At 64.1% G+C, this 22407-nt stretch carries 22 protein-coding genes; 9 read left to right on the top strand and 13 right to left on the bottom strand.

Features of this window, described 5'->3' with window-relative positions:
* From ACUXVA_RS22530 to parE, 8 genes are all read right to left on the bottom strand, one after another.
* Positions 1-489 (bottom strand): HXXEE domain-containing protein, encoded by a 489-nt coding sequence (locus ACUXVA_RS22530; RefSeq protein ID WP_265078296.1) that lies wholly within the window; start codon positions 487-489, stop codon positions 1-3.
* Between the two features lie 105 nt (positions 490-594).
* Complete coding sequence (locus tag ACUXVA_RS22525) at positions 595-1365, bottom strand: SDR family NAD(P)-dependent oxidoreductase (RefSeq protein WP_265078297.1); 771 nt, start codon at positions 1363-1365, stop codon at positions 595-597.
* A 19-nt stretch (positions 1366-1384) separates the two neighbouring features.
* A complete protein-coding gene (locus tag ACUXVA_RS22520) occupies positions 1385-2155 on the bottom strand; it encodes a glucose 1-dehydrogenase (RefSeq protein WP_445488200.1) in 771 nt (256 codons plus the stop codon).
* A gap of 96 nt (positions 2156-2251) precedes the next feature.
* On the bottom strand, positions 2252-2437 hold the full coding sequence (locus ACUXVA_RS22515) for a hypothetical protein (protein WP_265078299.1): 186 nt from the start codon (positions 2435-2437) through the stop codon (positions 2252-2254).
* A 92-nt stretch (positions 2438-2529) separates the two neighbouring features.
* The gene (locus ACUXVA_RS22510; RefSeq protein WP_445488198.1) at positions 2530-3498 is read right to left on the bottom strand and encodes an ABC transporter permease; all 969 of its coding nucleotides are present in this window, start codon (positions 3496-3498) and stop codon (positions 2530-2532) included.
* Positions 3492-5012 (bottom strand): sugar ABC transporter ATP-binding protein, encoded by a 1521-nt coding sequence (locus ACUXVA_RS22505; protein WP_445488196.1) that lies wholly within the window; start codon positions 5010-5012, stop codon positions 3492-3494. The genes ACUXVA_RS22510 and ACUXVA_RS22505 overlap by 7 nt, the downstream gene beginning before the upstream one ends.
* Before the next feature lie 108 nt (positions 5013-5120).
* On the bottom strand, positions 5121-6071 hold the full coding sequence (locus ACUXVA_RS22500; protein ID WP_445488194.1) for a sugar-binding protein: 951 nt from the start codon (positions 6069-6071) through the stop codon (positions 5121-5123).
* Positions 6072-6431: 360 nt separating this feature from the next.
* Complete coding sequence (gene parE, locus ACUXVA_RS22495) at positions 6432-8477, bottom strand: DNA topoisomerase IV subunit B (RefSeq protein ID WP_445488192.1); 2046 nt, start codon at positions 8475-8477, stop codon at positions 6432-6434.
* Positions 8478-8699: 222 nt separating this feature from the next.
* Between parE and ACUXVA_RS22490 the strand changes: the two genes are divergently transcribed.
* Positions 8700-9152, top strand: coding sequence for a GNAT family N-acetyltransferase (locus tag ACUXVA_RS22490; protein ID WP_265078302.1), 453 nt, complete (start codon positions 8700-8702; stop codon positions 9150-9152).
* Positions 9153-9173: 21 nt separating this feature from the next.
* Here the strand turns inward: ACUXVA_RS22490 and ACUXVA_RS22485 are convergent, their stop codons facing one another.
* Positions 9174-9587: a hypothetical protein gene (locus tag ACUXVA_RS22485; protein ID WP_265078303.1), complete on the bottom strand. Its 414-nt coding sequence runs from the start codon at positions 9585-9587 to the stop codon at positions 9174-9176.
* Between the two features lie 170 nt (positions 9588-9757).
* On the opposite strand from ACUXVA_RS22485, the gene ACUXVA_RS22480 reads away from it, so the two are divergent.
* The 4 genes from ACUXVA_RS22480 to argC all read left to right on the top strand — a co-directional run bounded on the left by ACUXVA_RS22480 (position 9758) and on the right by argC (position 13297).
* The gene (locus ACUXVA_RS22480) at positions 9758-10288 is read left to right on the top strand and encodes a DedA family protein (protein WP_445488189.1); all 531 of its coding nucleotides are present in this window, start codon (positions 9758-9760) and stop codon (positions 10286-10288) included.
* Positions 10289-10438: 150 nt separating this feature from the next.
* Positions 10439-11428, top strand: a complete 990-nt coding sequence (locus ACUXVA_RS22475) for an MBL fold metallo-hydrolase (RefSeq protein WP_445488187.1) — start codon at positions 10439-10441, stop codon at positions 11426-11428.
* A gap of 208 nt (positions 11429-11636) precedes the next feature.
* Complete coding sequence (locus ACUXVA_RS22470; protein ID WP_265078305.1) at positions 11637-12320, top strand: FMN-binding negative transcriptional regulator; 684 nt, start codon at positions 11637-11639, stop codon at positions 12318-12320.
* Positions 12320-13297, top strand: a complete 978-nt coding sequence (argC, locus tag ACUXVA_RS22465) for an N-acetyl-gamma-glutamyl-phosphate reductase (RefSeq protein ID WP_445488184.1) — start codon at positions 12320-12322, stop codon at positions 13295-13297. Before ACUXVA_RS22470 ends, argC begins: the two co-directional genes overlap by 1 nt.
* 310 nt (positions 13298-13607) lie before the next feature.
* Here argC and ACUXVA_RS22460 read toward each other — a convergent pair whose 3' ends face one another.
* Positions 13608-14645: a glutamine synthetase beta-grasp domain-containing protein gene (locus tag ACUXVA_RS22460; RefSeq protein WP_265078307.1), complete on the bottom strand. Its 1038-nt coding sequence runs from the start codon at positions 14643-14645 to the stop codon at positions 13608-13610.
* Between the two features lie 533 nt (positions 14646-15178).
* Between ACUXVA_RS22460 and ACUXVA_RS22455 the strand changes: the two genes are divergently transcribed.
* Positions 15179-15379: a DUF2735 domain-containing protein gene (locus tag ACUXVA_RS22455; protein ID WP_265078308.1), complete on the top strand. Its 201-nt coding sequence runs from the start codon at positions 15179-15181 to the stop codon at positions 15377-15379.
* Between the two features lie 109 nt (positions 15380-15488).
* Here the strand turns inward: ACUXVA_RS22455 and ACUXVA_RS22450 are convergent, their stop codons facing one another.
* The 3 genes from ACUXVA_RS22450 to ACUXVA_RS22440 form a co-directional block, all read right to left on the bottom strand.
* Entirely contained in the window at positions 15489-16430 is a 942-nt protein-coding gene (locus ACUXVA_RS22450) for a glutaminase (protein WP_265078309.1), read from the bottom strand.
* 57 nt (positions 16431-16487) lie between these two features.
* Positions 16488-16886 (bottom strand): MAPEG family protein, encoded by a 399-nt coding sequence (locus ACUXVA_RS22445; protein ID WP_265078310.1) that lies wholly within the window; start codon positions 16884-16886, stop codon positions 16488-16490.
* 288 nt (positions 16887-17174) lie between these two features.
* A complete protein-coding gene (locus ACUXVA_RS22440) occupies positions 17175-18980 on the bottom strand; it encodes a PHA/PHB synthase family protein (RefSeq protein ID WP_265078311.1) in 1806 nt (601 codons plus the stop codon).
* Between the two features lie 300 nt (positions 18981-19280).
* On the opposite strand from ACUXVA_RS22440, the gene ACUXVA_RS22435 reads away from it, so the two are divergent.
* The 3 genes from ACUXVA_RS22435 to ACUXVA_RS22425 all read left to right on the top strand — a co-directional run bounded on the left by ACUXVA_RS22435 (position 19281) and on the right by ACUXVA_RS22425 (position 22362).
* Complete coding sequence (locus ACUXVA_RS22435) at positions 19281-19526, top strand: hypothetical protein (RefSeq protein ID WP_320109624.1); 246 nt, start codon at positions 19281-19283, stop codon at positions 19524-19526.
* Positions 19527-19741: 215 nt separating this feature from the next.
* The gene (locus tag ACUXVA_RS22430; RefSeq protein ID WP_265078313.1) at positions 19742-20962 is read left to right on the top strand and encodes an LL-diaminopimelate aminotransferase; all 1221 of its coding nucleotides are present in this window, start codon (positions 19742-19744) and stop codon (positions 20960-20962) included.
* Between the two features lie 77 nt (positions 20963-21039).
* Entirely contained in the window at positions 21040-22362 is a 1323-nt protein-coding gene (locus tag ACUXVA_RS22425) for a homoserine dehydrogenase (protein ID WP_265078314.1), read from the top strand.
* Positions 22363-22407: the final 45 nt, after the last annotated feature.

Raw genomic sequence — 22407 nt, 5'->3', positions numbered from 1 at the left:
TTATCGCGGCAGGTTCATCGCTCGCCCAACGCTGAAAAGAACGGGGATGAGGGCAACGATGGCGATCGCGACCAGCGGCCCGGCCCAAACGAACGTGCTGCTGTCAATGTAGCCCTCCGCCAATGCCGCTCGCAGCAGCATTGTGGTGACTGGCAAATTGATGAGCACAGCAGTTGCAGTCCCCGGAGCATAACGGCGCATAACCATTGTCGCCAGGACGTGCGGGAAAGCAACATTCAGCAGCATTGCCAATGCGTAGCCACACAACAAGTAGGCTCCAACACTCTGCTTGCCCTGCAAATGAGCGAGAACGGCCGCGACCGCAGCAAGGACCGTCAACACTGCCAACGCAAACCGAAGCTCGCTACTTCCTACTGCGGGGTGCCATTTCCCGGCCGTTTGCGACCATGCCGGTAGCCAGATCGCCTCTTCGGCGTTGTGAACTGCAACTGCCGCCACGAACAACCAAGCGAGAGTTGAGTAGCTCACTCCGGGGACCACGCTCTCACGACATTCGATCGTCCATGCCTAGCCTGGTCGAGCCATCGCCGATTTGACATGTCTCAATTCGATAGCGGATGGTGGCCAGCCGCGTCAGCCCATCACCGAGTAGCCGCCGTCCACCGGGATCGCCGCACCGGTGACGAAGTCCGATGCCGCGGAGCTCAGGAACACCGCGATCCCCGCCATGTCCCCGGCGGCGCCCCAGCGCCCCGCCGGCGTTCGCGCCAGCACGCGGTCGTTGAGGCCATCGACCTGTTTGCGGGCGTTCTGCGTCAGTTCGGTGTCGATCCAGCCGGGCAGCACCGCATTGGCCTGGATGTTGTCGGCCGCCCAGGCGCAGGCGCAGGAGCGCGTGAACTGCACGATGCCGCCCTTGCTGGCGGCATAGACCGGCGCATAGGCCGCGCCGAAAATCGACATCATCGAACCGATATTGATGATCTTGCCGCCACCGTTGGCCTTCATCGCCGGGTGCACCGCCTGCGAACACAGGAAGGCGCTGGTGAGATTGGTCTTCATCACCGTTTCCCACTCCGCGAGGTTGAGGACATCCGGCGGTTTGCGGATGCTCATGCCGGCATTGTTGATGAGGATGTCGATGCGGCCATAGGCATCCTGGACGCGCGCGATCATGGCGGCCACTGCGGCGGCATCGGTCACATCGGCGGCGACGGCGATCGCCTTGCCGCCGTGGGTAGTAAGCGTGGCGACGGCCTCATCCGACTTCGCCTGATTGCGCCCGACGATAACCAGCGTCGCGCCGGCGTCGGAAAGGCCGCGGGCCATGCCGAGACCGATGCCACCATTTCCGCCGGTGACAATGGCGACGCGGCCGGTGAGGTCGAAGGGTCCTTGAGTCATCGCGTTGTCTCCGTTGCCGTCAGCCCATGATCGAATAGCCGCCATCGACGGTCAGCGCTGCGCCGTTGACGAAATCCGCGGCTGCACTAGCCAGGAAAACCGCGGCGCCGGCAAGGTCCTGCGGTCGGCCCCAGCGGCTCGCCGGGGTGCGCGCCAGGATCCGGTCGTGCAGCTCGGGCCGCCGCTCGCGGGCGCGTAGCGTGAGTTCGGTGTCGATCCAGCCGGGCAGGATGGCATTGACCTGGATGTTGTCGATGGCCCAGGCAGCGGCCAGCGAGCGCGTCGGCTGCAGGATGCCGCCCTTGCTGGCGGCGTAATTCGCGGCGCCGCCGGCGCCAAGCATCGCCAGCACCGAGGCGATGTTGATGATCTTGCCGCCGCCCGCGTCCTTCATCGCCGGATACACCGCCTGCGCGCACAGGAACGGCGCGGTCATGTTGACGTCGATGACCTTCTGCCATTCCGCCAGCGTCATGGTCTCCGCCGGGGCGGCGATGCTGATGCCGGCATTGTTGACGAGGATGTCGACACGGCCGAATTCCTTCACGGTCGCCGCGACCATGTTCGCGACCGATGTGGGCACCGTGACGTCAGTCGTGAGCGCCAGCACCGGCCGACCGGAGATTTCCAGCGCGGCCTTCGCCTGTTCCGAATTCGCACTGTTGAGGTCGGCGATAACCACCGATGCGCCGGCTTCGGCCAGTCCGCGCGCCATGGCGAGGCCGATGCCCGCATTGCCGCCGGTGACGATGGCCACGCGACCGGTGAGATCGAACAGTGGATTGGTCATGCGTGTCGCCCCCGGCCGATTGATCGTCCGGATTTCGTCCTGCGAATCCGGTTGGTGCGATCATGACGGTCTCGGCGACCGGAAGGAAGAGGCCGCCTACCGACGGCTGAGCGCCATCAGGCCGAGCCCGACCGCGGCCAGCGCGGCGCCGTACCAGGCCCACTGGGTCTGCTGGATCATGAAGCTGGACTGCGGCCAGTTCACGTAACCGGTGCCCTGGCCGATCCATAGGAGGCCAATGAGCAAAGCGAGTAGTCCGAGGGTCAGGAAGGGGATGCGCATGAGGGAGATACGAGAGGAGGGCGGGAATGGTTTCAAGCGTTAAACATCGTGCGAGCCGCATGATCGGCGGCGCAAGGGCGCCTTTGCCCACCCTACGATTTCTCGCGGCCAACGCTCCGTCGCTGGCGATAATCCTTGAACTGCTGGTCGGCCAGCACGCCGATCAGGATCACCGCGCCCATCACAGCGAAATTCAGCGAACTGGGGATGCCCAGCAGGTTGACGAGGTTCTGCAGGATCTGCAGCAGGATGGCGCCGAGCACGATGCCCATGATCGAGCCTTCGCCGCCGCGCAGCGAGCAGCCGCCGAGCACCGCCGCAGCGATGCCGTACAGCTCGTAGAAATTGCCGTGCGACGCCGGCGAGATCGAGCGGGTGTACATCGTGAGAAAAATCGAGGCGAGGCCGGCGAGCAGGCCGCAGATGACGTAGGCCGCGAGCACCACGCGGCCGGTGCGGATACCGGAATAGCGCGCCGCCTCCTCGTTGCGGCCCACCGCGAACAGATAGCGGCCGAACACCGAGCGATGCAGCAGCACGGCCATCGCCAGCGCGATGACGACGAAGGCGATGAAGGTGTGCGGCACGCCGTAGCTGCGCCCGGTGGTGAGCCACTCCAATGTCGGAAAGCTCTGCCCGAAGGCAAATCCGGCGGTGCCGTCATTGGTGTAGTAGCGGGCGATGCCGCGATACAGCAACAACCCGCACAATGTCACCACGAAGGGCTGCAGGCGCATCCGCGTGATCAGAAAGCCGTTGATCAGCCCGATCAATGTCCCGGCCACCAGCATGACCAGGACCGCCACCGGCCAGGGCAGGTCGTAGGTCACCAGCAGGTCGACGAAGATCACGCCGAGCAGGGCGAACACGGATCCGATGGAGAGGTCGATGCCGGCGGTGATGATCACCAGGCCCTCGCCGAGCGAGAACAGTCCGAACAGGCCGATCAGGTTGGCGGTATTGGCCAGGTTGATCGGCGACAGAAAACGCGGGTTGATGATCGCGACGATGGTGCCGACCACCAGAATGAGGACCAGGAGCCCTAGATCTTTTTTCAGCATGTCGCTTCCGAACTCATGGACTTGCCCACGGCAAGCTGCATCAAATTGTGTTCACAGAATTGAGGGCGATCGAGTTCGCCGCTGATGGCGCCCTCATGCATGACCAGGATGCGGTCGCTGACGCCGATCACTTCCTCCATGTCGCTGGAAATCATCAGCACCGCGATGCCGGCATCGGCGAGCGCGCGGATCAAGGTGTAGATCTCGCTCTTGGCGCCGACGTCGATCCCCCGCGTCGGTTCGTCGAACAGCACCACGCTCGGCGACATGGCCAGCCATTTTGCGAGCACCACCTTCTGCTGGTTGCCGCCTGAGAGGGTGCCGACCACGCTGGCGACCGAGGGCGCCCTGATGTTGAGCGCCTTCGCCTGTTGCTTCGCGGTGTCCTGCTCGCGATGGCGATTGAGCAGACAGGCCTTCGCGAAATGGTTCAGGTTCGGCAACGAGATATTGCCGGTGATATCGTCCTCCAGGATCAGGCCGGCCTGCTTGCGATCCTCGGGGACGAGGTAGATGCCATGCGCGATGGCATCGCGCGGCGATGCGACGTTCAATGGCCGGCCGGAGATTTCGATCGTCCCGCCGAGCGGCCGGTCGATGCCGAAGATGGTGCGCGCAAGTTCGGTGCGGCCGGAGCCGACCAGTCCCGCCAAGCCGACGATCTCGCCACGGCGCAGCGAAAAATTGACGGCGCAGCCGGGCCAGGTGGTGGTGCGCATGTTCTGGACCACAAGGATCTCGTCGCCGCGGGCGGATTTCGGCGGCGTGTATAGCGCCCTGAGGTCGCGGCCGATCATCAGACGGATCATGCGGTCGTGGTCGATCTCCGTCTTCTGCAGCGTCCCCACCACTTTGCCGTCGCGCAGCGCGACGACGCGGTCGGCGCATTGCTCGATCTCGTGCAGGCGATGGGTGATGAAAATGACGCTGACGCCTGCGGTCTTCAGTTCGCCGACGATCGCCAGCAGGCGGTTTGTTTCGGTCAGGGTCAGGCTGGACGTCGGTTCGTCCATGATGACGACCTGCGCACCCAGCGAGAGCGCCTTGGCGATTTCGACCAGCCGGCGCTGTGCGAGCGAAAGCTCCGAAACCGGCGTGTCGGGCCTGAAATCCGCGCCGAGCCGGTCGAGCAGGGGTTTTGTGCGCGCCACCATCGTCTTGGTATCGACCAGCTGTAGCGGCCCGAACGACAGCGGCTCGCGGCCGAAGAACACGTTGGCAGCGACATCGAGATTATCGAACAGGTTGAGTTCCTGGTGGACGAAGGCGATGCCATTGTCGATCGCCTCGCGCACGGTGAGCCGGTCGTAGGGCTGGCCGCGCAGCTTGATCTGTCCCGCGCTGGGCTCGGTGACGCCCCCCAGGATCCGCATCAGCGTGCTCTTGCCGGCGCCGTTCTCCCCGATTAGCCCGACCACCTCGCCCGCCGCCACAGACAGGCTGACCTCGGCGAGCGCCTTCACGCCGGGATAGGATTTGCTGATGCCGATCAGTTCGAGGATGGGTTGCTGCATGCCTCATTGCCTGCGCGTGGCCGCGCCGTATCCGCATCGTGGATAGGAAGTTGCGAAGAAGGGATGGCGAACGGCGACCGCCGGCAGACCCGCGGCCGCCGCATCGCGCTATTTGCCCTGACGCTGCTTGAGCTCGGCCCAGAAGGCATCGACGTTCGACGCTTCGATGATCTTGGTTGGGATGATGATCAGCTTGTTGGCCGGGATGAAGGATTTGTCGCCTTCGAGATATTTGGCCATGTCCTTCATGCCCTGATAGCCCCACTCATAGGGCTGCTGCACCACGGTGCCGGCGATGGTGCCTTCCTTGACGCCGCCCAGGGTGATCGGATCTTCGTCGAAGCCAATGATGGTGACCTGCTTGAGCTTGCCGGCATCCTTGAGCGCCTCGTAGATCCGCGGCGTGTTGTACGAATAGAAGCCGATCATGCAGTTGATGTCGGGATTGGCGGTCAGGGTGTCTTCGACGTTGCGTTTGGCGCGGGTCTGGTCGATGTCATCGCCGCGCACGTCGACCAGCGTCACCTTGGATCCCTTGATGGTGTCCTTGACGCCCTGGATGCGCTCCTTGGCGTTGTCGGCGCCGAGCAGGCCGACAAAGCCCATGCACTTGCCGCCGTTCGGCAGCGCCTTCAGCACCAGCCGACCGGCCTGCTTGCCGGCGTCGGTGTTGCTGGAGCCGATATAGGCGACACGCTTGGTCTCCGGCGCGTCGCTGTCGGTGGTGAAGAGGGCAACCTGGCCGCCAATGCGGTTGAGGGCTTCGCTCGAGGTCTTGGGGTCGGCCGAACTGACCATGATGCCGGCCACACCGGCCGCGACCAGATCGTCCATCAGCCTGATCTGGATCGCCGCCGAGGCCTGTTCGGGATATTTGAATGTCAGGGTGTAATTCGGCAGTTCGCCCTGGGCCTTCTTGACGCCAGCTTCCGCGGCTTTCCAGAAATCAGAGGCGCCGTTGACCACGAAGGCCAGCGTCTTCTTGTCCGCGGCCTGTGCTCCGCTGACACTTGCCAGGGCGAAAATCGCAGCCGTACCAGCCAGTAAGATCCGGTTCATGTCTCGCTCTCCCTTGCCGTTTTTTGACGATTGAGTAGCTGCTTGCGGCCACTTCGACGTGCAGCTTATCGGGTTTGCATCTGCTGTCCATCGTAATGAGGCGCGCACCTCAAATTTTGCGGTGCGACCAGGGATCTGCGGGGGGCTTCCGGATGTTGGAAATAGGGACGCTTGAGGCGCCTTGCGCCGCAAAGGCGCCAACAGGTGTTGGTCGCCGGTTCGCCCGCCAGGCGGCCAGTCGCGCAAAGGGCTGGTCAGGAGCGGGCGCGAAAGGTCGGAAAGACAGGCACGGCAGCGTGAACGCGTGAAGGTGGGTGCGGCGCAAGGCGCTTTACCTACCCACTGAGAGGCTGCGCTCCGCTAAACGTCCAGCAGATCCTCGTCCGCGAATTCCGCCTTGTCGGAGATGAAGGCGAAGCGGGCGTCGGCCTTGGTGCCCATCAGGCGCTCCACGGAGTCGGCGGTGTCTTCGCGGTCGATGTCCGCCAGGTTGACGCGGAGCAGGGTGCGCTTCGCGGGATCCATGGTGGTCTCCTTGAGCTGCGCCGGCATCATCTCGCCAAGGCCTTTGAAGCGGCCGATATCGACCTTGGCGTTGGCGTTGAACTCGCTCTTCAGCAGCGCGTCGCGATGCGCCTCGTCGCGGGCGTACACGGTCTTGCTGCCGTGAGTCATGCGGTAGAGCGGGGGCACAGCGAGGTACAGATGGCCCTCGTCGATCAGCTTCGGCGTCTGCCGATAGAAGAAGGTGATCAGCAATGAGGCGATATGTGCGCCGTCGACGTCGGCGTCGGTCATGATGATCACGCGGGAATAGCGCAGATCCTCTTCACGATAATTGACGCCTGTGCCGCAGCCGATCGCCTGCAGGAGGTCGGAGATCTGCGCGTTGGCGGTGATCTTGTCCTTGGTGGCCGAGGCCACGTTGAGGATTTTTCCACGCAACGGCAGGATGGCCTGGGTCTTGCGGTCGCGCGCCTGCTTGGCGCTGCCGCCGGCCGAGTCGCCCTCGACCAGGAACAGTTCCGAGCCTTCAGTGGCGGTGTTGGTGCAGTCGGACAGCTTGCCCGGCAGCCGCAGCTTCTTCACCGCAGTCTTGCGCGAGGTTTCCTTTTCGGCGCGGCGGCGCAGCCGCTCGTCGGCGCGCTCGAGCACGAATTCCAGCAGCTTGTTGGCCTGGACGGGATTGCCGGACAGCCAGTGATCGAACGGGTCTTTGATGGCTTGTTCGACGATTTTCTGGGCCTCGGCGGTTGCGAGGCGGTCCTTGGTCTGGCCCTGGAATTCCGGCTCGCGCACGAACACCGACAGCATCACGGCGGCGCCGACCATGACGTCTTCCGAGGTGATGGTGGCGGCGCGCTTGCTCTGGCCGGCACGTTCGGCGTGGTCCTTGAGGCCGCGCAGCATGGCGCTGCGCATGCCGGCCTCATGGGTGCCGCCGTCGGGGGTCGGCACGGTGTTGGTGTAGGACGACATGAAGCCGTCGGCGTCGGCGGTCCAGGCCACCGCCCATTCGCAGGCGCCGTGGGCACCGTTGCGGCCGGACTTGCCGGAGAATATCTCCGGATGCACCAGGGTGTCGGCATGGATAGCGGCTGCCAGATAGTCCTTGAGGCCGCCGGGGAAGTGGAACTCGTCCTCGGACGGCACGCCCTCGATGCCCTTCAGCAGTTCGGGATCACATTTCCACCGGATCTTCACGCCGCCGAACAGGTAGGCTTTCGAGCGCGCCATCTTGAACAGACGCTGCGGCTTGAATGCCGCCTTGGCGCCGAAGATGTCGGTATCCGGCTTGAAACGGATGGTGGTGCCGCGGCGGTTGTGGACCTTGCCGAGGTCCTCGAGCTTGCCCTGCGGAATGCCGCGGGCAAAGGTCATCTTGTAGAGCTGCTGGTTACGGGCGACCTCGACCTCGAGCAGGGAGGACAGCGCGTTGACCACGGACACGCCGACGCCGTGCAGGCCGCCGGAGGTCTCGTAGACCTTGGAGTCGAACTTGCCGCCGGCATGCAGCGTGCACATGATGACTTCGAGCGCCGACTTCTTCGGGAACTTGGGATGCGGGTCGACCGGGATGCCGCGGCCGTTGTCCATCACCGTAAGAAAGCCGTCCGCGCTCAGCGAGACCTCGATGAAGGAGGCGTGCCCGGCCAGCGCCTCGTCCATGGAGTTGTCGATCACCTCGGCGAACAGATGGTGCAGCGCCTTCTCGTCGGTGCCGCCGATATACATGCCAGGCCGGCGCCGCACCGGTTCCAGGCCTTCCAGCACCTCGATGTCGGCAGCGGTGTAGCCATCCTCGGCGGTTGCAGCGCGGGAGGGCGCCTTCGAAGCGGTGGCTGCCTTCGGCGCGGCGCCCTGAAACAGATCGTCTTTAGCGTTTGATTTCAATGGCTTCGTCATGGGTCTTTATGTGTTGCGCGCAGCGGCGGCGAATCGGTTTCCCTGACTATGCCACGGTTACGTTGGCAATGTGATCGGGGCCCTCGAGAGATGGCGGGTGTCGTGCCCGTAGCATGACCAGGGCGGTCAACGCCACCGCCCGCCGCCGCGCCGGCCTGCAGCGATCGCATGGACAATCGATGGCGGCCTGGTTATCGCTTCCCCATAATACCTCAGACCGGCATGGCCCTCATGATCCGCACCCGTCTCGTAACGTCAGAAGACCGGCTGGCGGTGCAGGAACTGCTCGGTCAACTCGGCTACGACTTCAGCGCCGAGGATGTGCAGGCCCGCCTGAATCTGCTTGCCGCCTCAGGCACGGATCCGGTTCTTGTCGCGACCCGGCACGACGAGGTTGTCGGACTGATCGCTTTGCAATTCTCCGCCATGCTCCACCTCCGCGAACCCGTGGCACGGATAACCGCGCTGGTGGTGCGTGATGGGGGACGGGGAGGCGGAATCGGTCGGGCATTGATCGATGCCGGCGATTTCCTCGCACGGCAGGCGGGTTGCAGCGTTCTGGAACTGACCACCGCCGTGACCAGAACAGAGGCGCATGTCTTCTACCGAAAGCTGGGTTTCATAAACTCTTCCCTCCGCTTCAGCCGAGCGATCCAAGAGGCTGTCGTCCCGTGAGTTTTGCCGGGTCGATTTGGGTTATGCCGCGCTGACCCTGGCGGTCCGGCCGGTGACTTCCATGACCCGCTTACGTTCGGCCCGGAACACCACCACGGCAAACAGCGCCATGGCGGTGAGTACGATCAGGGCGCCGACGATCGCCACCGGCTCCCAGGCGTGGCTGGCGCCGATGGCCAGGGCAATGCCGGCGGGGAACAGGATGCCGCCGATGATGTGCAGCCAGCCCTGGACCCGGGCGAGGGTGGTCTGACCGACCGCCGGGAATAGCCGGTAATACAGGCCGACCAGGAACAGCAGCACGCCGCCGACCAGGTTGAGATGCGCATGGGCCGGGCCGAGCAGGAAATTCTGCTGGATTCCCATCACGATGCCGGCCAGCATGCCGACCAGCAACAGCACCGCGCTCACGCGCATCATCAGCGATCCGATCATCACTTTCCTCTTGTTCGCTTCTGGAGAGATGAAGGTCAGCGCCCGATCGCTATTCGTGTTGTGACTTGCTGTGATCGGGGCAGCCGGTCTACCTGTCCTGAGACGCAGGCGGGGCAAATAGGTTCAGCGGTACCGCCGAAATTTCGGCGCCGCGGAAGGAACATCACGGCATGGACGGCATGGTGCACGGTCTGATCGAATTCGTGCGCCTGCATCAAGCCTGGGCTGCGCCGCTGGTGCTGGTGCTGGCGTTCGGCGAGTCGCTGGCGTTCATTTCGCTGCTGATCCCGGCCTGGGGGGCGCTGGTAGCAATCGGCGCACTGATCGGGGTCAGCGGTATCAGCTTCTGGCCGGTGTGGATTGCCGGCGGCGTTGGCGCGGCGTTGGGCGACTGGCTGTCGTATTGGTTCGGCTTCAAATACAAGCATCAGGTCGCCCGGATATGGCCGCTGTCGCGCTATCCCGACATCCTGTTGCGCGGCGAAGCCTTCGTGCAGAACTGGGGCGTGCCGAGCATTTTCATCGGCCGGTTCTTCGGCCCGCTGCGTGCCTCGGTGCCGCTGGCCGCCGGCATTTTCGAGATGCCGTACTGGCGGTTCCAGATCGCGAATTTCGTCTCGGCGCTTGTGTGGTCGGCCGTGCTGTTGCTGTTCGGCGACGTGATTTCGCTGATCGCGCAATGGATCTGGCGAACGGTCTGAGGCCTGCGACCTTTTGATCCGGAATAAACTGGGGAGGCGGGGGTTGACCGGCGGACGGAGCAACTGCTCGTGTGCCCGCGAGATACCGAACGTCACCAAGACGACCCGCAATGCGCGGGGCGATATCCAAGACCAGATGGAGACTGCACGATGAATCTGTCACGCCGCCAGGCCCTCGCCGGAGCCGCCGCTTTCGCTGCAGCGCCGCTGTTCGCCGCCAAGACCGCACGCGCCGCCGCACCGCTCGCCGACAAGCAGGCGCCCAGCTTCTACCGCTACAATGTCGGCGACGCCCAGGTGAATGCCATCTCCGACGGCGCCAACACGTTTCCGCTGCCCGACACGCTGGTGCTGAACGCCAAGAAGGACGAGGTCAACGCCGCGCTCGAGAAGGCCTTCATGCCCAAGGACAAGATGACCATCCATTTTGCCCCGCTGGTGATCAATACCGGCGGCAAGCTGGTGGTGATCGACACCGGCAACGGGCCGGGCGCCTTCGCCGCCAGCAAGGGCAAGGTCGGGCAGTTCGCCACCAACATGGCCGCCGCGGGGATCGATCCCAAGGCCGTCGACATGGTGGTGATCTCGCATTTCCACGGCGACCATGTGAACGGCCTGCTCGCGGCCGACGGCTCGCTGGCCTTCCCCAATGCGGAAGTGCTCGTGCCGGCAGCCGAATGGAAATACTGGATGGACGACGGCGAGATGAGCAAGGCTGCCAGCGAGCGCATGAAGGGGCTGTTCGTCAGCAACCGCAAGGTGTTCGTCGACGGGCTGAAGAAGAAGGTCACGCCCTATGAGTGGGGCAAGGACGTCGTGCCGGGCCTGCTGGCGGTCGAGTCGGTCGGCCACACTCCGGGCCACACCTCCTATGTGCTGTCGTCGGGCTCGGACAAGCTGTTCATCCAGTCCGACGTCACCAACCATCCGTCGCTGTTTGTCACCAATCCGGGCTGGCACCTGATGTTCGACCAGGATCCGGCGCAGGCGGAAACCACGCGGCGCAAGGTCTACGACATGCTGGTGGCCGACCGCATGCGGGTGCAGGGCTTCCATTACCCGTTCCCGGCCAACGGCTTTGTCGAGAAAGACGGCAACGGCTACCGGCTGGTGCCGGCGCCGTGGAGCCCCGCGATCTGATCGCCTTGACGAAATATGGGCGCGGCCTTATGACCGCGCCCATGATCAACGCTGCTACCAGCAACATCGCCCGTCGCCGCCGCATTCCCGCGGCAGGTGCAGGCGTTCGCGTTTAGATCGTCCCACTGCCGCCGGATCCGGTCCGCGGCAGCTTGCTTCCAAACAACGCGACCTGATCCGACGGCCCCTTACCCAGCAGGAGCTCGCAATGTACACGCCACCGCCATTCAAGCCCGACCGCGCCGCCGCTCTGGCGTTCGCGGAAGCGCGCGGCTTCGGTACCGTCTGTGCGTGGGACGGCCGCAAGCCGGTGGCTTCAGCGCTGCCGTTCTGCGTCGACTACGCCGCGGACGGCACGCCGCTTCTGGCGTTTCACATGGCGCGGAACAATCCGCTGCTGAAGCTGGCGGACGGCGCGTCGCCCTGGGTGATGGCAGTGACCGGCGCCGATGCCTATGTCTCCGCCGACTGGTATGCGTCGCCGGACCAGGTGCCGACCTGGCTGTATCAGGCGGCGCATCTGACGGGGCCGGTGCGGGTCATGTCAGACGACGAACTTGGCCCGCACCTTGACGCGCTCAGCGGCAAATTCGAGAACTGGCTGTTGCCGAAGCCACCGTGGACGTCGGCGAAGATGACGGCCGGGCGGTTCGAGGCCATGAAGAAGGCGATTGTCGGCGTGGTGATGGCGGTGGACGAGGTCGAAGGCAGCTTCAAGCTCAACCAGCACAAGACCGACGTCGATTACGCGGCGGTGGCCGGCGCGCTGGCAGCGCAGCCGGATTCTGCAGCAAGGGGGCTGGCGGCCAAGATGCGTTCGCTGCGGCCGCAACTGTTCGCGAATGAACTGACACAGATGAATGATATGACGACGCCCGAAGGGATCATGTGATGAGCAGCACCATGTTGAAGGACGCAACCTCCGGCGCCAGCGCCGCGACGACGCCATCGGTCTTCGTCGACGGCGGGTCGGGCACCACCGGGCTCGGCATTCGCGAGCGGCTGGCGGGACAGAGCGACGTGGCGGTGAAGACCATCGCCGACGACAAGCGAAAGGATCCGGCTGCCAAGCGGGCGCTGATGGAGGAGGTCGATCTCGTGATCCTCTGCCTGCCCGACGACGCCGCCAAAGAGACCGTGGCACTGATCGACAGCATGGGCGCAGCGGGACCGAAGGTGCTCGATGCATCCACAGCGTATCGCGTGGCGCCGGACTGGGCCTATGGCTTCCCCGAACTGGCGCCGGACCAGGCCGACAAGATCCGCGCCGCGCGGAAAGTCTCGAATCCCGGCTGCTATCCGACCGGGGCGATCGCGCTGCTGCGGCCGCTGGTCGATGCCGGGCTGCTGCCCGCAGATTATCCCGTCACCATCAATGCTGTCAGCGGCTATTCCGGCGGCGGCAATGCGATGATCAAGGACTTCGAAGATGGCACCGCGCCGGCCTTCCAGCTTTACGGTCTTGGATTCGAGCACAAGCACGTGCCGGAGACGCAGCCGTATTCGCATCTGACGCGGCGGCCGATTTTCGTGCCGTCGGTCGGCAACTATCGGCAAGGCATGCTGGTCTCGATCCCGCTACACCTCGACACGCTGCCGGGCAAACCCGCCGCTGCCGATCTGCACGCGGCATTGGCTCAACGATATGTGGGGAGCAGCTACGTCTCGGTGATGCCTTTGGATGACGTGGCTTTCAAAGCCGGAAAAATCGAGCCGGAGGCGCTGAACGAGACCAACAGGCTCGAACTCTACGTGTTCGCCAGCGACCAGCACCGCCAGGCGGTGCTGGTGGCGCGGCTCGACAATCTCGGCAAGGGCGCATCCGGCGCGGCCGTGCAGAACATGCGGCTGATGCTCGGGCTGGACTGAGGGCCTGCCTTAACCTCTCCCCGCATCTTGCGCGGGGAGAGGTCGGCGCGTAGCGCCGGGTGAGGGGCAGGGCACACTGCCAAGTCTCTGTATGAGCAGTCTGATCGCTCCGCCTTCAGCGTCATTCGCTTTGCGAACTCCGGCTTCGAGAGAGCGCGGGTGTTTATGCCGTCTGTCTCGCCCCTCACCCGACTGGCTTCGCTGCGCTTCGCCAGTCGACCTCTCCCCGCAAAAGAGCGGGGAGAGGTTAAGAAAGCAAAACGGCCCGGACTTGCGTCCGGGCCGTTTCGCATTGAGCAGTTGCTTTGGCTTACGCCGCGGCCGACTTCTTGACGGTGGGCACTTCCGCAATCGTCTTCAGGATCTGCGAAGCGATGGCGTAGGGGTCACCCTGGGAGTTCGGGCGGCGATCTTCCAGATAGCCCTTGTAGTCGTTGTTGATGAAGGAATGCGGGACGCGGATCGACGCGCCGCGATCGGCGATGCCGTAGCTGAACTTGTTCCACGGTGCCGTTTCGTGCTTGCCGGTCAGGCGCAGATGGTTGTCCGGACCGTAGACGGCGATGTGGGCTTCCCAGTTCTTGCCGAACGCCGCCATCAGAGCTTCGAAGTACTCCTTGCCGCCGACCGTACGCATGTATTCGGTCGAGAAGTTGGCGTGCATGCCCGAACCGTTCCAGTCGGTGTCGCCGAGCGGCTTGCAGTGGAATTCGATGTCGATGCCGTATTTCTCGGTGAGGCGCAGCATCAGGTAGCGGGCGATCCACATTTCGTCAGCGGCCCTCTTGGAGCCCTTGCCGAAGATCTGGAATTCCCACTGGCCCTTGGCCACTTCGGCGTTGATGCCTTCGTGGTTGATGCCGGCTTCGAGGCAGAGGTCGAGGTGCTCTTCGACGATCTCGCGGGCAACCGAACCGACGTTCTTGTAGCCGACGCCGGTGTAGTAGGGGCCCTGGGGCGCCGGATAGCCATCGGCGGGGAAGCCGAGCGGGCGGCCGTTCTCGTAGAAGAAGTATTCCTGCTCGAAACCGAACCAGGCGCCGGCATCGTCAAGAATGGTGGCGCGGGTGTTGGTGGAATGCGGGGTGACGCCATCGGGCATCATGACTTCGCACATGACCAGAGCGCCGTTCTCGCGGGCGCCGTCCGGATAGACCGCAACCGGCTTCAGAACGCAGTCGGAGCTGTGGCCTTCGGCCTGCATGGTCGACGATCCGTCGAAGCCCCAGAGCGGCAGCTGTTCCAGCGTCGGGAAGGATTCGAATTCCTTGATCTGCGTCTTGCCACGCAGGTTCGGAACCGGCGTGTAACCGTCGAGCCAAATATACTCGAGCTTATACTTTGTCATGCGGATCTCTCATGAGAGTTGACGATGCGAAGGGTGGAAACCCTGAGAGCTTGCTGGCGACCGGAACAGGACCGACCACCAGCGGCCGGTCCTTACCAAGCATTTAATATGCCAATTGGAGACCAGCGGCTCTGGGGCTGGAACCTTCGCGCGTTGCTGCCGATTTTCGCCGGCTTGTTGCCACCGCGCGGTCCGCGCGGTTAGCCCCCGCGGGACATGCTCGGGCCGCACGCTGCCGCCGCGGCGCATTGTCGCGCCTAATTCCAGTGGTTTTCCGCAGCACAACGCTGCGCGGGCCCGCACTGCGGAAAATTTGGCATCGCTGCTCGCTATGGGCCGGATTGCGCGATTGCTCGCGTGGAACCCGGGATCGCCCAAGCGGTTGGCTCCGGATGGCTGCGCCTCAAAGGGGCAAAGGCATCTGTGAGCATATTGTAGGCATTTTCTGCATTTATGGAGGCAAATCGCGCAATCGAAGTGCAATTCTGCTACAATATATGACTCACCACGAGTTGTATTGAGAGGAAACAAAGATGACTACGGGCTTCTTCACTGGATCTGCAAAGATCTACCAATTCCCCGTCAGGCCACGCGCCGCGGCGGGCTTCCGCAATCATGCGCAGCCTGCGCAGATCGCGGCACCCAGCATCTGCACGGAAGCGTTCGGCAGCTGGTACCACGAGCAGGCGATCCAGGACGACCGTCGCGAAACCGAACTGGCTCGCGAGCACTAATGCGCTTTGCAGTTGTAAGGCCGCCACCGCGTAACTTGCGTACACCAGATGCGATTGAGGGTCGAAACACCAATGTTTCGGCCCTCTTTTTTGAGCAGATGCCGCCACGTCAGATGCCGAAGATCGACCAGCCCATCCGTCGGGTAAGGGCCTCCAAAGCGACGCGCCCGAGGTGGGAATTGCCGGCCTTGTCGAGACCGGGCGCCCACACCGCGATCGAGGCCTTGCCGGGCGCCACCGCCATGATGCCGCCGCCGACGCCGCTCTTGCCGGGCAGGCCGACCCGATAGGCGAATTCGCCGGAGCCGTCATAGTGGCCGCAGGTCAGCATCAGCGCATTGATGCGCCGCGCCCGCTCGGGCGACACCACGGACAGCCCGGTCGAGGGATTGCGGCCCGCATAAGCGAGGTAGCGACCGGCCATCGCCAGCTGCCGGCACGACATCGCGATGGCGCAGTGATGGAAATAAACGCCGAGCGTAAAATCCACGGGATTTTCCAGCACGCCGAACGACTTCATGTAGTTGGCCAGCGCCGTGTTGCGAAAGCCGGTGCGCTTTTCCGAGGCGGCGACGGTTTCATCGATGACAATCGAGGTGTCGCCGGCGAGAAACTGCATGAAGCGCAGGATTTCGCCGATCGCCTCGCGCGGCTGGTGGCCGGACAGGATGACGTCGGTGACGGCGATGGCGCCGGCATTGATGAAGGGATTGCGCGGCACGCCACGCTCGCGCTCGAGCTGGACGATGGAGTTGAACGGATTGCCGGACGGCTCGCGGCCGACATGGCGCCAGAGGCGGTCACCGACCATGCCCAGCGCCAGCGTCAGCGTGAACACCTTTGAGATGCTCTGGATCGAGAACGGTACGTCAGCGTCACCGCCGGCGGCGACGTTACCGGAGGCATCGATGACCACGAGGCCGAACTGCCTGGCGTCAACGCCGGCCAGCTCCGGAATGTAGCTGGCGACCTCGCCGCGGTCGGCCCGATCAGCCATCTCTTCGGCGATTTCCTGAACGACAGTTTCGAGCTGCGGCGGCGGGTGGATCATGTCGATGAACTTCAGTTGTTTAGAGAACCTCTCCCGAGCGCGGGGAGAGGTTTCACATCACGCCAGCCGCAGGATGGCAACGGCCAGCACTGCCTGGGCGCCGAAGCCGACCACGAAGGCCAGCGTGCGGAACACCGGCAACCCGAGGGCATAGACGATGAGGTGGGCAAGACGCGACCAGAAGTACACGGCGCAAGCCAGCACGGTGGTTGGGGTCGATACATCGGCCGCATTGAGGATCAGCACCAGCGGCGCGAATACGATGAGGTTTTCGACGGCGTTGTCATGGGCGAACAGCAGCCGGTTCGCCCATTCGGACAGCGGCTTGTCGTTGCGCGACGGATTGGCCATGGCGCCGCCAATGCCGCGGATCATGCAGCGGTTGAGCACATAGGGCACCCAGAGCAGGCCGGTGAGAATTACGGTCAGCGTCAGCCAGAATAATTCGCGCGTCATCAGCATCGTCCTCTTGGGGTCAGGTTCCGCTCAGCGCGGCGTATCATTGGTGATTGAAATCGGGATTGCCGCTCTCACGTAGTGCTTTTGCCGGACCATAGACGGTTGATGCGACAACGCCAATGCGGGCCTGTGGAGAGCCATCGTCGTTCCGGGGCGGGGCGGCGCAAGTCGACCGCGAACCTCAGCCGCTCCAACTGGAGTGGCGGGGAACCTCAAGCCGTTCATCGTGTCGGGATTCCGGGTTCGCTCGAGCTGCGCTCTCGCGCCCCGGAATGACAGTTTCGATTACGCCCGCACCCGCACGTAGCTGCCGGGGGCGTCTTCCAGCGGCGGTAGCGCTTCGGTGCCGACCGCGCGGGCCGGGACCTCTTCGGGGTCGATGGCGGCCAGCCATTCGCGCCAGTCCGGCCACCACGAGCCCTTGTGCTCCTGGGCGCCTTTCAGCCACTCGGCGACCGACCCGGCCCCGATCTTGTCGTTGGTCCAGTACTGATACTTTCCCGATGCCGGGGGATTGACGACGCCGGCGATATGGCCGGACCCAGACAGCACATACTTCACCGGACCGCCGAAGAACTGCGAGCCGTACAGCACCGATTCGGCCGGCGCGATGTGGTCCTCGCGGGTAGCGAGATTGTAGACGGGGACCTTGACCTTCGACAGGTCAAGCCGGGTGTTGTCGAGCACCATGCTGCCGGTGGACAGCCGGTTCTCCAGATAGCAGTTGCGCAAATAGAACGAATGATTGGCTGCCGGCATCCGGGTGGCGTCGGAATTCCAGTGCAAGAGGTCGAAGGCGGAGGGCGGCTTGCCCTTGAGATAGTTGCTGACGACGTAAGACCAGATCAGGTCGTTGGAGCGCAGCATGTTGAAGGCCATGGCCATCTTGCCGCCGTCGAGCACGCCGGCGGCCTGCATCTCCTTTTCCAGCGCCGAGATCTGCTCCTCGTCGACGAACACCATGAGGTCGCCGGCATGGGTGAAGTCGACCTGGGCGGCCAGGAACGTTGCCGACGTGGCGCGCACGCGGCGCTTCTCCGCCAGCCAGGCCAGCGTCGAGGCGAGCAGGGTGCCGCCGACGCAATAGCCCATGGTGTGCACCTTGAGTTCGCCGGTGACCCGCTCGATGACGTCCATGGCCGCCAGCGGACCCTGCTTCATGTAGTCGTCGAAGGTCTTGCCGCCGAGGCTCTTGTCAGGATTGACCCAGGAGATCACGAAAACGGTGACGCCCTGGTCGACGCACCACTTGATGAAGGACTTTTCCGGCTTGAGGTCGAGAATGTAGAACTTGTTGATCCACGGCGGCACGATCAGCAGCGGTGTGCGCAGCACGTTTTCGGTGCTCGGCTGATACTGGATCAGCTGCATGATCTCGTTCTGGAAGATGACCTTGCCGGGGGTCGTCGCCATGTTGACGCCGACGGCCAGATTGGCCGGATCGGACTGGCGGATGCGCAACTGGCCGCCGCCCGCATTGATATCCTCGGCCAGCATCTGCATGCCGCGCGCCAAATTCTGGCCATTCGAGGCCACCGTCTCGCGCAGCACCTCCGGATTGGTCAGCACGAAATTCGATGGCGCCAGCGCATTGGTGATCTGCTGGACGTAAAACTCCGCCTTCTTGCGGGTATGCGGATCGAGCCCCTCGGCGTTGTGGACCAGATCATGGGCCCATTGCGTGGTCAGCAGATAGGCCTGCATGACGAAATCGAAGAACTGGTTGGATTTCCATTCCGGGTCGACAAAACGCTTGTCGCGCGGCGGCGGCTCGGCGGCCGGGGCAGCCTGCTCACCGGCCATGCGGCGCACCGCCGAGCCCCAGAGGTCGAGATAGGCGTTGCCGAGCCGGGCTTGCAGGTCGGCAGAGCGGGTCTGGTCGGACAACCAGTATTCGGCAACCGTTCCGAAGGTCTTGATGACCTCGGTGACCTCGCTGGGCGGCTTGTCCTTGATCTCGCCGTTTTCGGCGGGTTTCAGGTAGGCGGCGAGCGCCTGGCCGCTGCTTTCCATGGCCCGCGCCAGGTTGAGCGCAAAGGCTTCCGGATCGAATTTCTTCGCCGTCGGAGTCTCAGTGGTCACGTCAGTCATGGCCAGGCAACAACTTCATTTCCGGTGGCGCCGCGCCACCTGCAGACGGATGATGGCACAGTTCGGCAGATGTCGCAGGATTCGATGTGCTGCAATGCGACAATGACCTTGGTTAGGTCACACTAACGACCCAGGCGGCGGGTTTGTTCGCTGGACCTTAATTGTTTGCGGCGAATTTTGTTTTAATGGTGCGACGCGGCGTAGATGAAGCCGTCGCGGATCGCCGGTGGATGTGGCTCGGGAATGTTGAGATCGATGACAGGTGGCAGGGGCAGCGGAACAGGAGCGGCAGCGGCAATATTGCTGCTCGCGCTTGCGTTGGGCGGCTGCGCCTCGACCATCGCCGACCTGCCGATGGTCGGAACGCCGGCCGGCGCTCCGACGCGACCGGCGCAGGCCGGCGAGTACCTGCCAGTGCACGATCTGCCCACCAGCCGTGAAGGCACGGCGATGAGTGCGGCGGACCAGGCCAAGATGCAGGCCGAGCTGATCGCCGCACGCGACCGCCAGGCTGTCGTCCTGCCTGCAAAACCTGGCGCCAAGTGAGCGAAAGCCACCTCTGGAGGGTGGTGTCGGCGGGCTTCCGTGATAAAAAGATCCCGATTCAACCGCATGCTGAAGCGAGTTCGGCGAAGTTGGACCGGTTCGGTGCCTGAATTCGTAGAGATCACGGAAACAACGCGGCTTTTCGCGCCAACCAGCTTACTTTGACCGTCTCAGACAACCGCGATTCCCGCTTGACCGGTTCCGGAGCCAGGACCATGGACGAATTCTACCGCATCCGCCGCCTGCCGCCCTACGTGTTCGAACAGGTCAACCGGGCCAAGGCAGCCGCGCGGAACGCCGGCGCCGATATCATCGACCTCGGCATGGGCAATCCGGACCTGCCGACGCCGCCGCATGTGATCGAGAAGCTGAAGGAAACCCTCGGCAAGCCGCGCACCGACCGCTATTCGGCGTCCAAGGGCATCACCGGCCTGCGCAAGGCCCAGGCCGGCTATTATGCCCGCCGCTTCGGCGTGAAGCTCAATCCCGACACCCAGGTGGTGGCTACGCTGGGCTCGAAGGAGGGCTTTGCCAACGTGGCGCAGGCGATCACCGCGCCCGGCGACGTGGTGCTGTGTCCCAACCCGAGCTACCCCATCCACGCGTTCGGCTTCCTGATGGCGGGCGGTGTGATCCGTTCGGTTCCGTCCGAGCCCGGCCCGGAGTTCTTCCACGCGGTCGAGCGTGCAATCATCCATTCGATCCCGAAGCCGATTGCGATGATCGTCTGCTACCCGTCGAACCCGACGGCACAGGTGGCCAGCCTCGACTTCTACAAGGACCTGGTGGCCTTCGCGAAGAAGCACGAGATCTACATCCTGTCCGACCTCGCTTACGCCGAAGTCTATTTCGACGACAACAATCCGCCGCCCTCGGTGCTGCAGGTGCCGGGCGCCATCGATGTCACCGTCGAGTTCACTTCGATGTCCAAGACGTTCTCGATGGCCGGCTGGCGCATGGGCTTTGCGGTCGGTAACGAGCGCATCATCGCGGCGCTTACCCGGGTCAAATCCTATCTCGACTACGGCGCGTTCACGCCGATCCAGGTAGCGGCCACGGCAGCGCTCAACGGGCCCGACGACTGCATCCGCGAAATGCGCGACATCTATCGCAAGCGTCGCGATGCACTGGTGGAGTCGTTCGGCCGCGCCGGCTGGGAGATCCCACCGCCGTCCGCATCGATGTTCGCTTGGGCACCGCTGCCGCCGGCGTTCCGCGATGTCGGCAGCATGCAGTTCTCGACCCTGCTGGTGGAGAAGTCCGGCGTGGTGGTATCGCCGGGCGTCGCTTTCGGCGAACATGGCGAGGGCTACGTGCGCATCGCCATGGTGGAGAACGAACAGCGCATCCGCCAGGCTGCGCGCGGCGTACGCCGCTTCCTTGAAAGCGGCGTCGAAACATTGCACAACGTGGTTCCTCTCGCCACCCGGCGGTAAGGACCAACTCTCAAATCGGCATCCGGTCGTACGACCGGATCATGCCAAATCCAGTTCTCCGGCAGGCTTTAGACGTTATGGTTTCACCCCTGAAGGTGGGTATCGCAGGACTCGGCACCGTCGGGGCCGAAGTAGTCCGTCTGATCGAACAGCAAGGCAAGGTGCTGGCAGCGCGCTGCGGCCGCAGTATGCGCGTCACCGCGGTGACCGCGCGCTCCAGGACAAAGAAGCGCGGCATCGATCTGCGCGACGTCACGTGGGCCAAGAGCCCGCTGGCGCTGGCGCAGGATCCCGAGGTCGACTGCTTCGTCGAACTGATGGGCGGCGTCGGCGACCCCGCGTTGTCGGCGATCGAGGCGGCGCTGACCCTGGGTAAATCGGTGGTCACCGCCAACAAGGCGCTGATCGCCAAGCATGGGCTGAAGCTGGCGGCGCTGGCCGAGAAGCATGGCGGCGCGTTGAACTACGAGGCGGCGGTCGCCGGCGCCATCCCGGTGGTCAAGACGCTGCGCGAAGGTCTCGCCGGCACCGACATTCATCGCGTCTACGGCATTCTCAACGGTACCTGCAATTATATCCTGACCCGCATGGAGCAGGAGGGGCTGTCGTTCGCCGAATGTCTGGCCGACGCGCAGCGGCTCGGCTATGCCGAGGCCGATCCGTCATTCGACATCGACGGCCACGATACCGCGCAGAAACTCGCCATCCTGGCGAGCCTGGCGTTCGGCACCAAGGTGGCGCAGAGCGCGGTCTATGTGGAAGGCATCTCGTCCATCGACGCCGCCGATCTGCGCGCCGCATCGGAACTCGGCTATCGCGTCAAGCTGCTCGGCGTGGCGGTGCGCACCGCCAAGGGCATCGAGCAGCGCGTGCATCCCACCATGGTGCCCCGGACCTCGTCTATCGCCCAGGTCATGGGCGTCACCAATGCGGTGACCATCGACGGCGCCGGCATTGCGCCGATCACGCTGGTCGGTCCGGGGGCAGGCGGTGCTGCGACGGCATCTGCCGTGCTGGCTGATATCGCCGACGTGGCGCGCAATGTGCGCGCGATGCCGTTCGGACGCCCGGTTGCCAAGCTCGCGGCCACGACCAAGGCACCGATGGAGCGCCACGAGGGCGGTTATTACATCCGCCTGATGGCGCGCGACCTCGCCGGCACTGCCGCGACCATCGCCACGCGGCTGGCCGAACAGAAGATTTCCATCGAGTCGATCGTGCAGCGGCATCCTGATGGCCATGTCGATGCCGGTGGCGCGTCGAAGAAATCATCGCCGGTGCCGGTGATCCTGATCACCTATGCGACGTCTGAAGACGCGGTGCGCCGCGCCCTGAAAGCCGTGCAGCAGGACAAGGTCATCAGCGGTCGCCCGCAGGTGATCCGTATCGAAAAGAACTGATCGCGTTCGTTTGAGTTGATCGGGCTGTTGCCCGCCGTGTCCAAG

The organism is Rhodopseudomonas sp. RCAM05734, from assembly GCF_052658035.1.
This window is presented reverse-complemented; position numbering and strand designations above follow the sequence as displayed.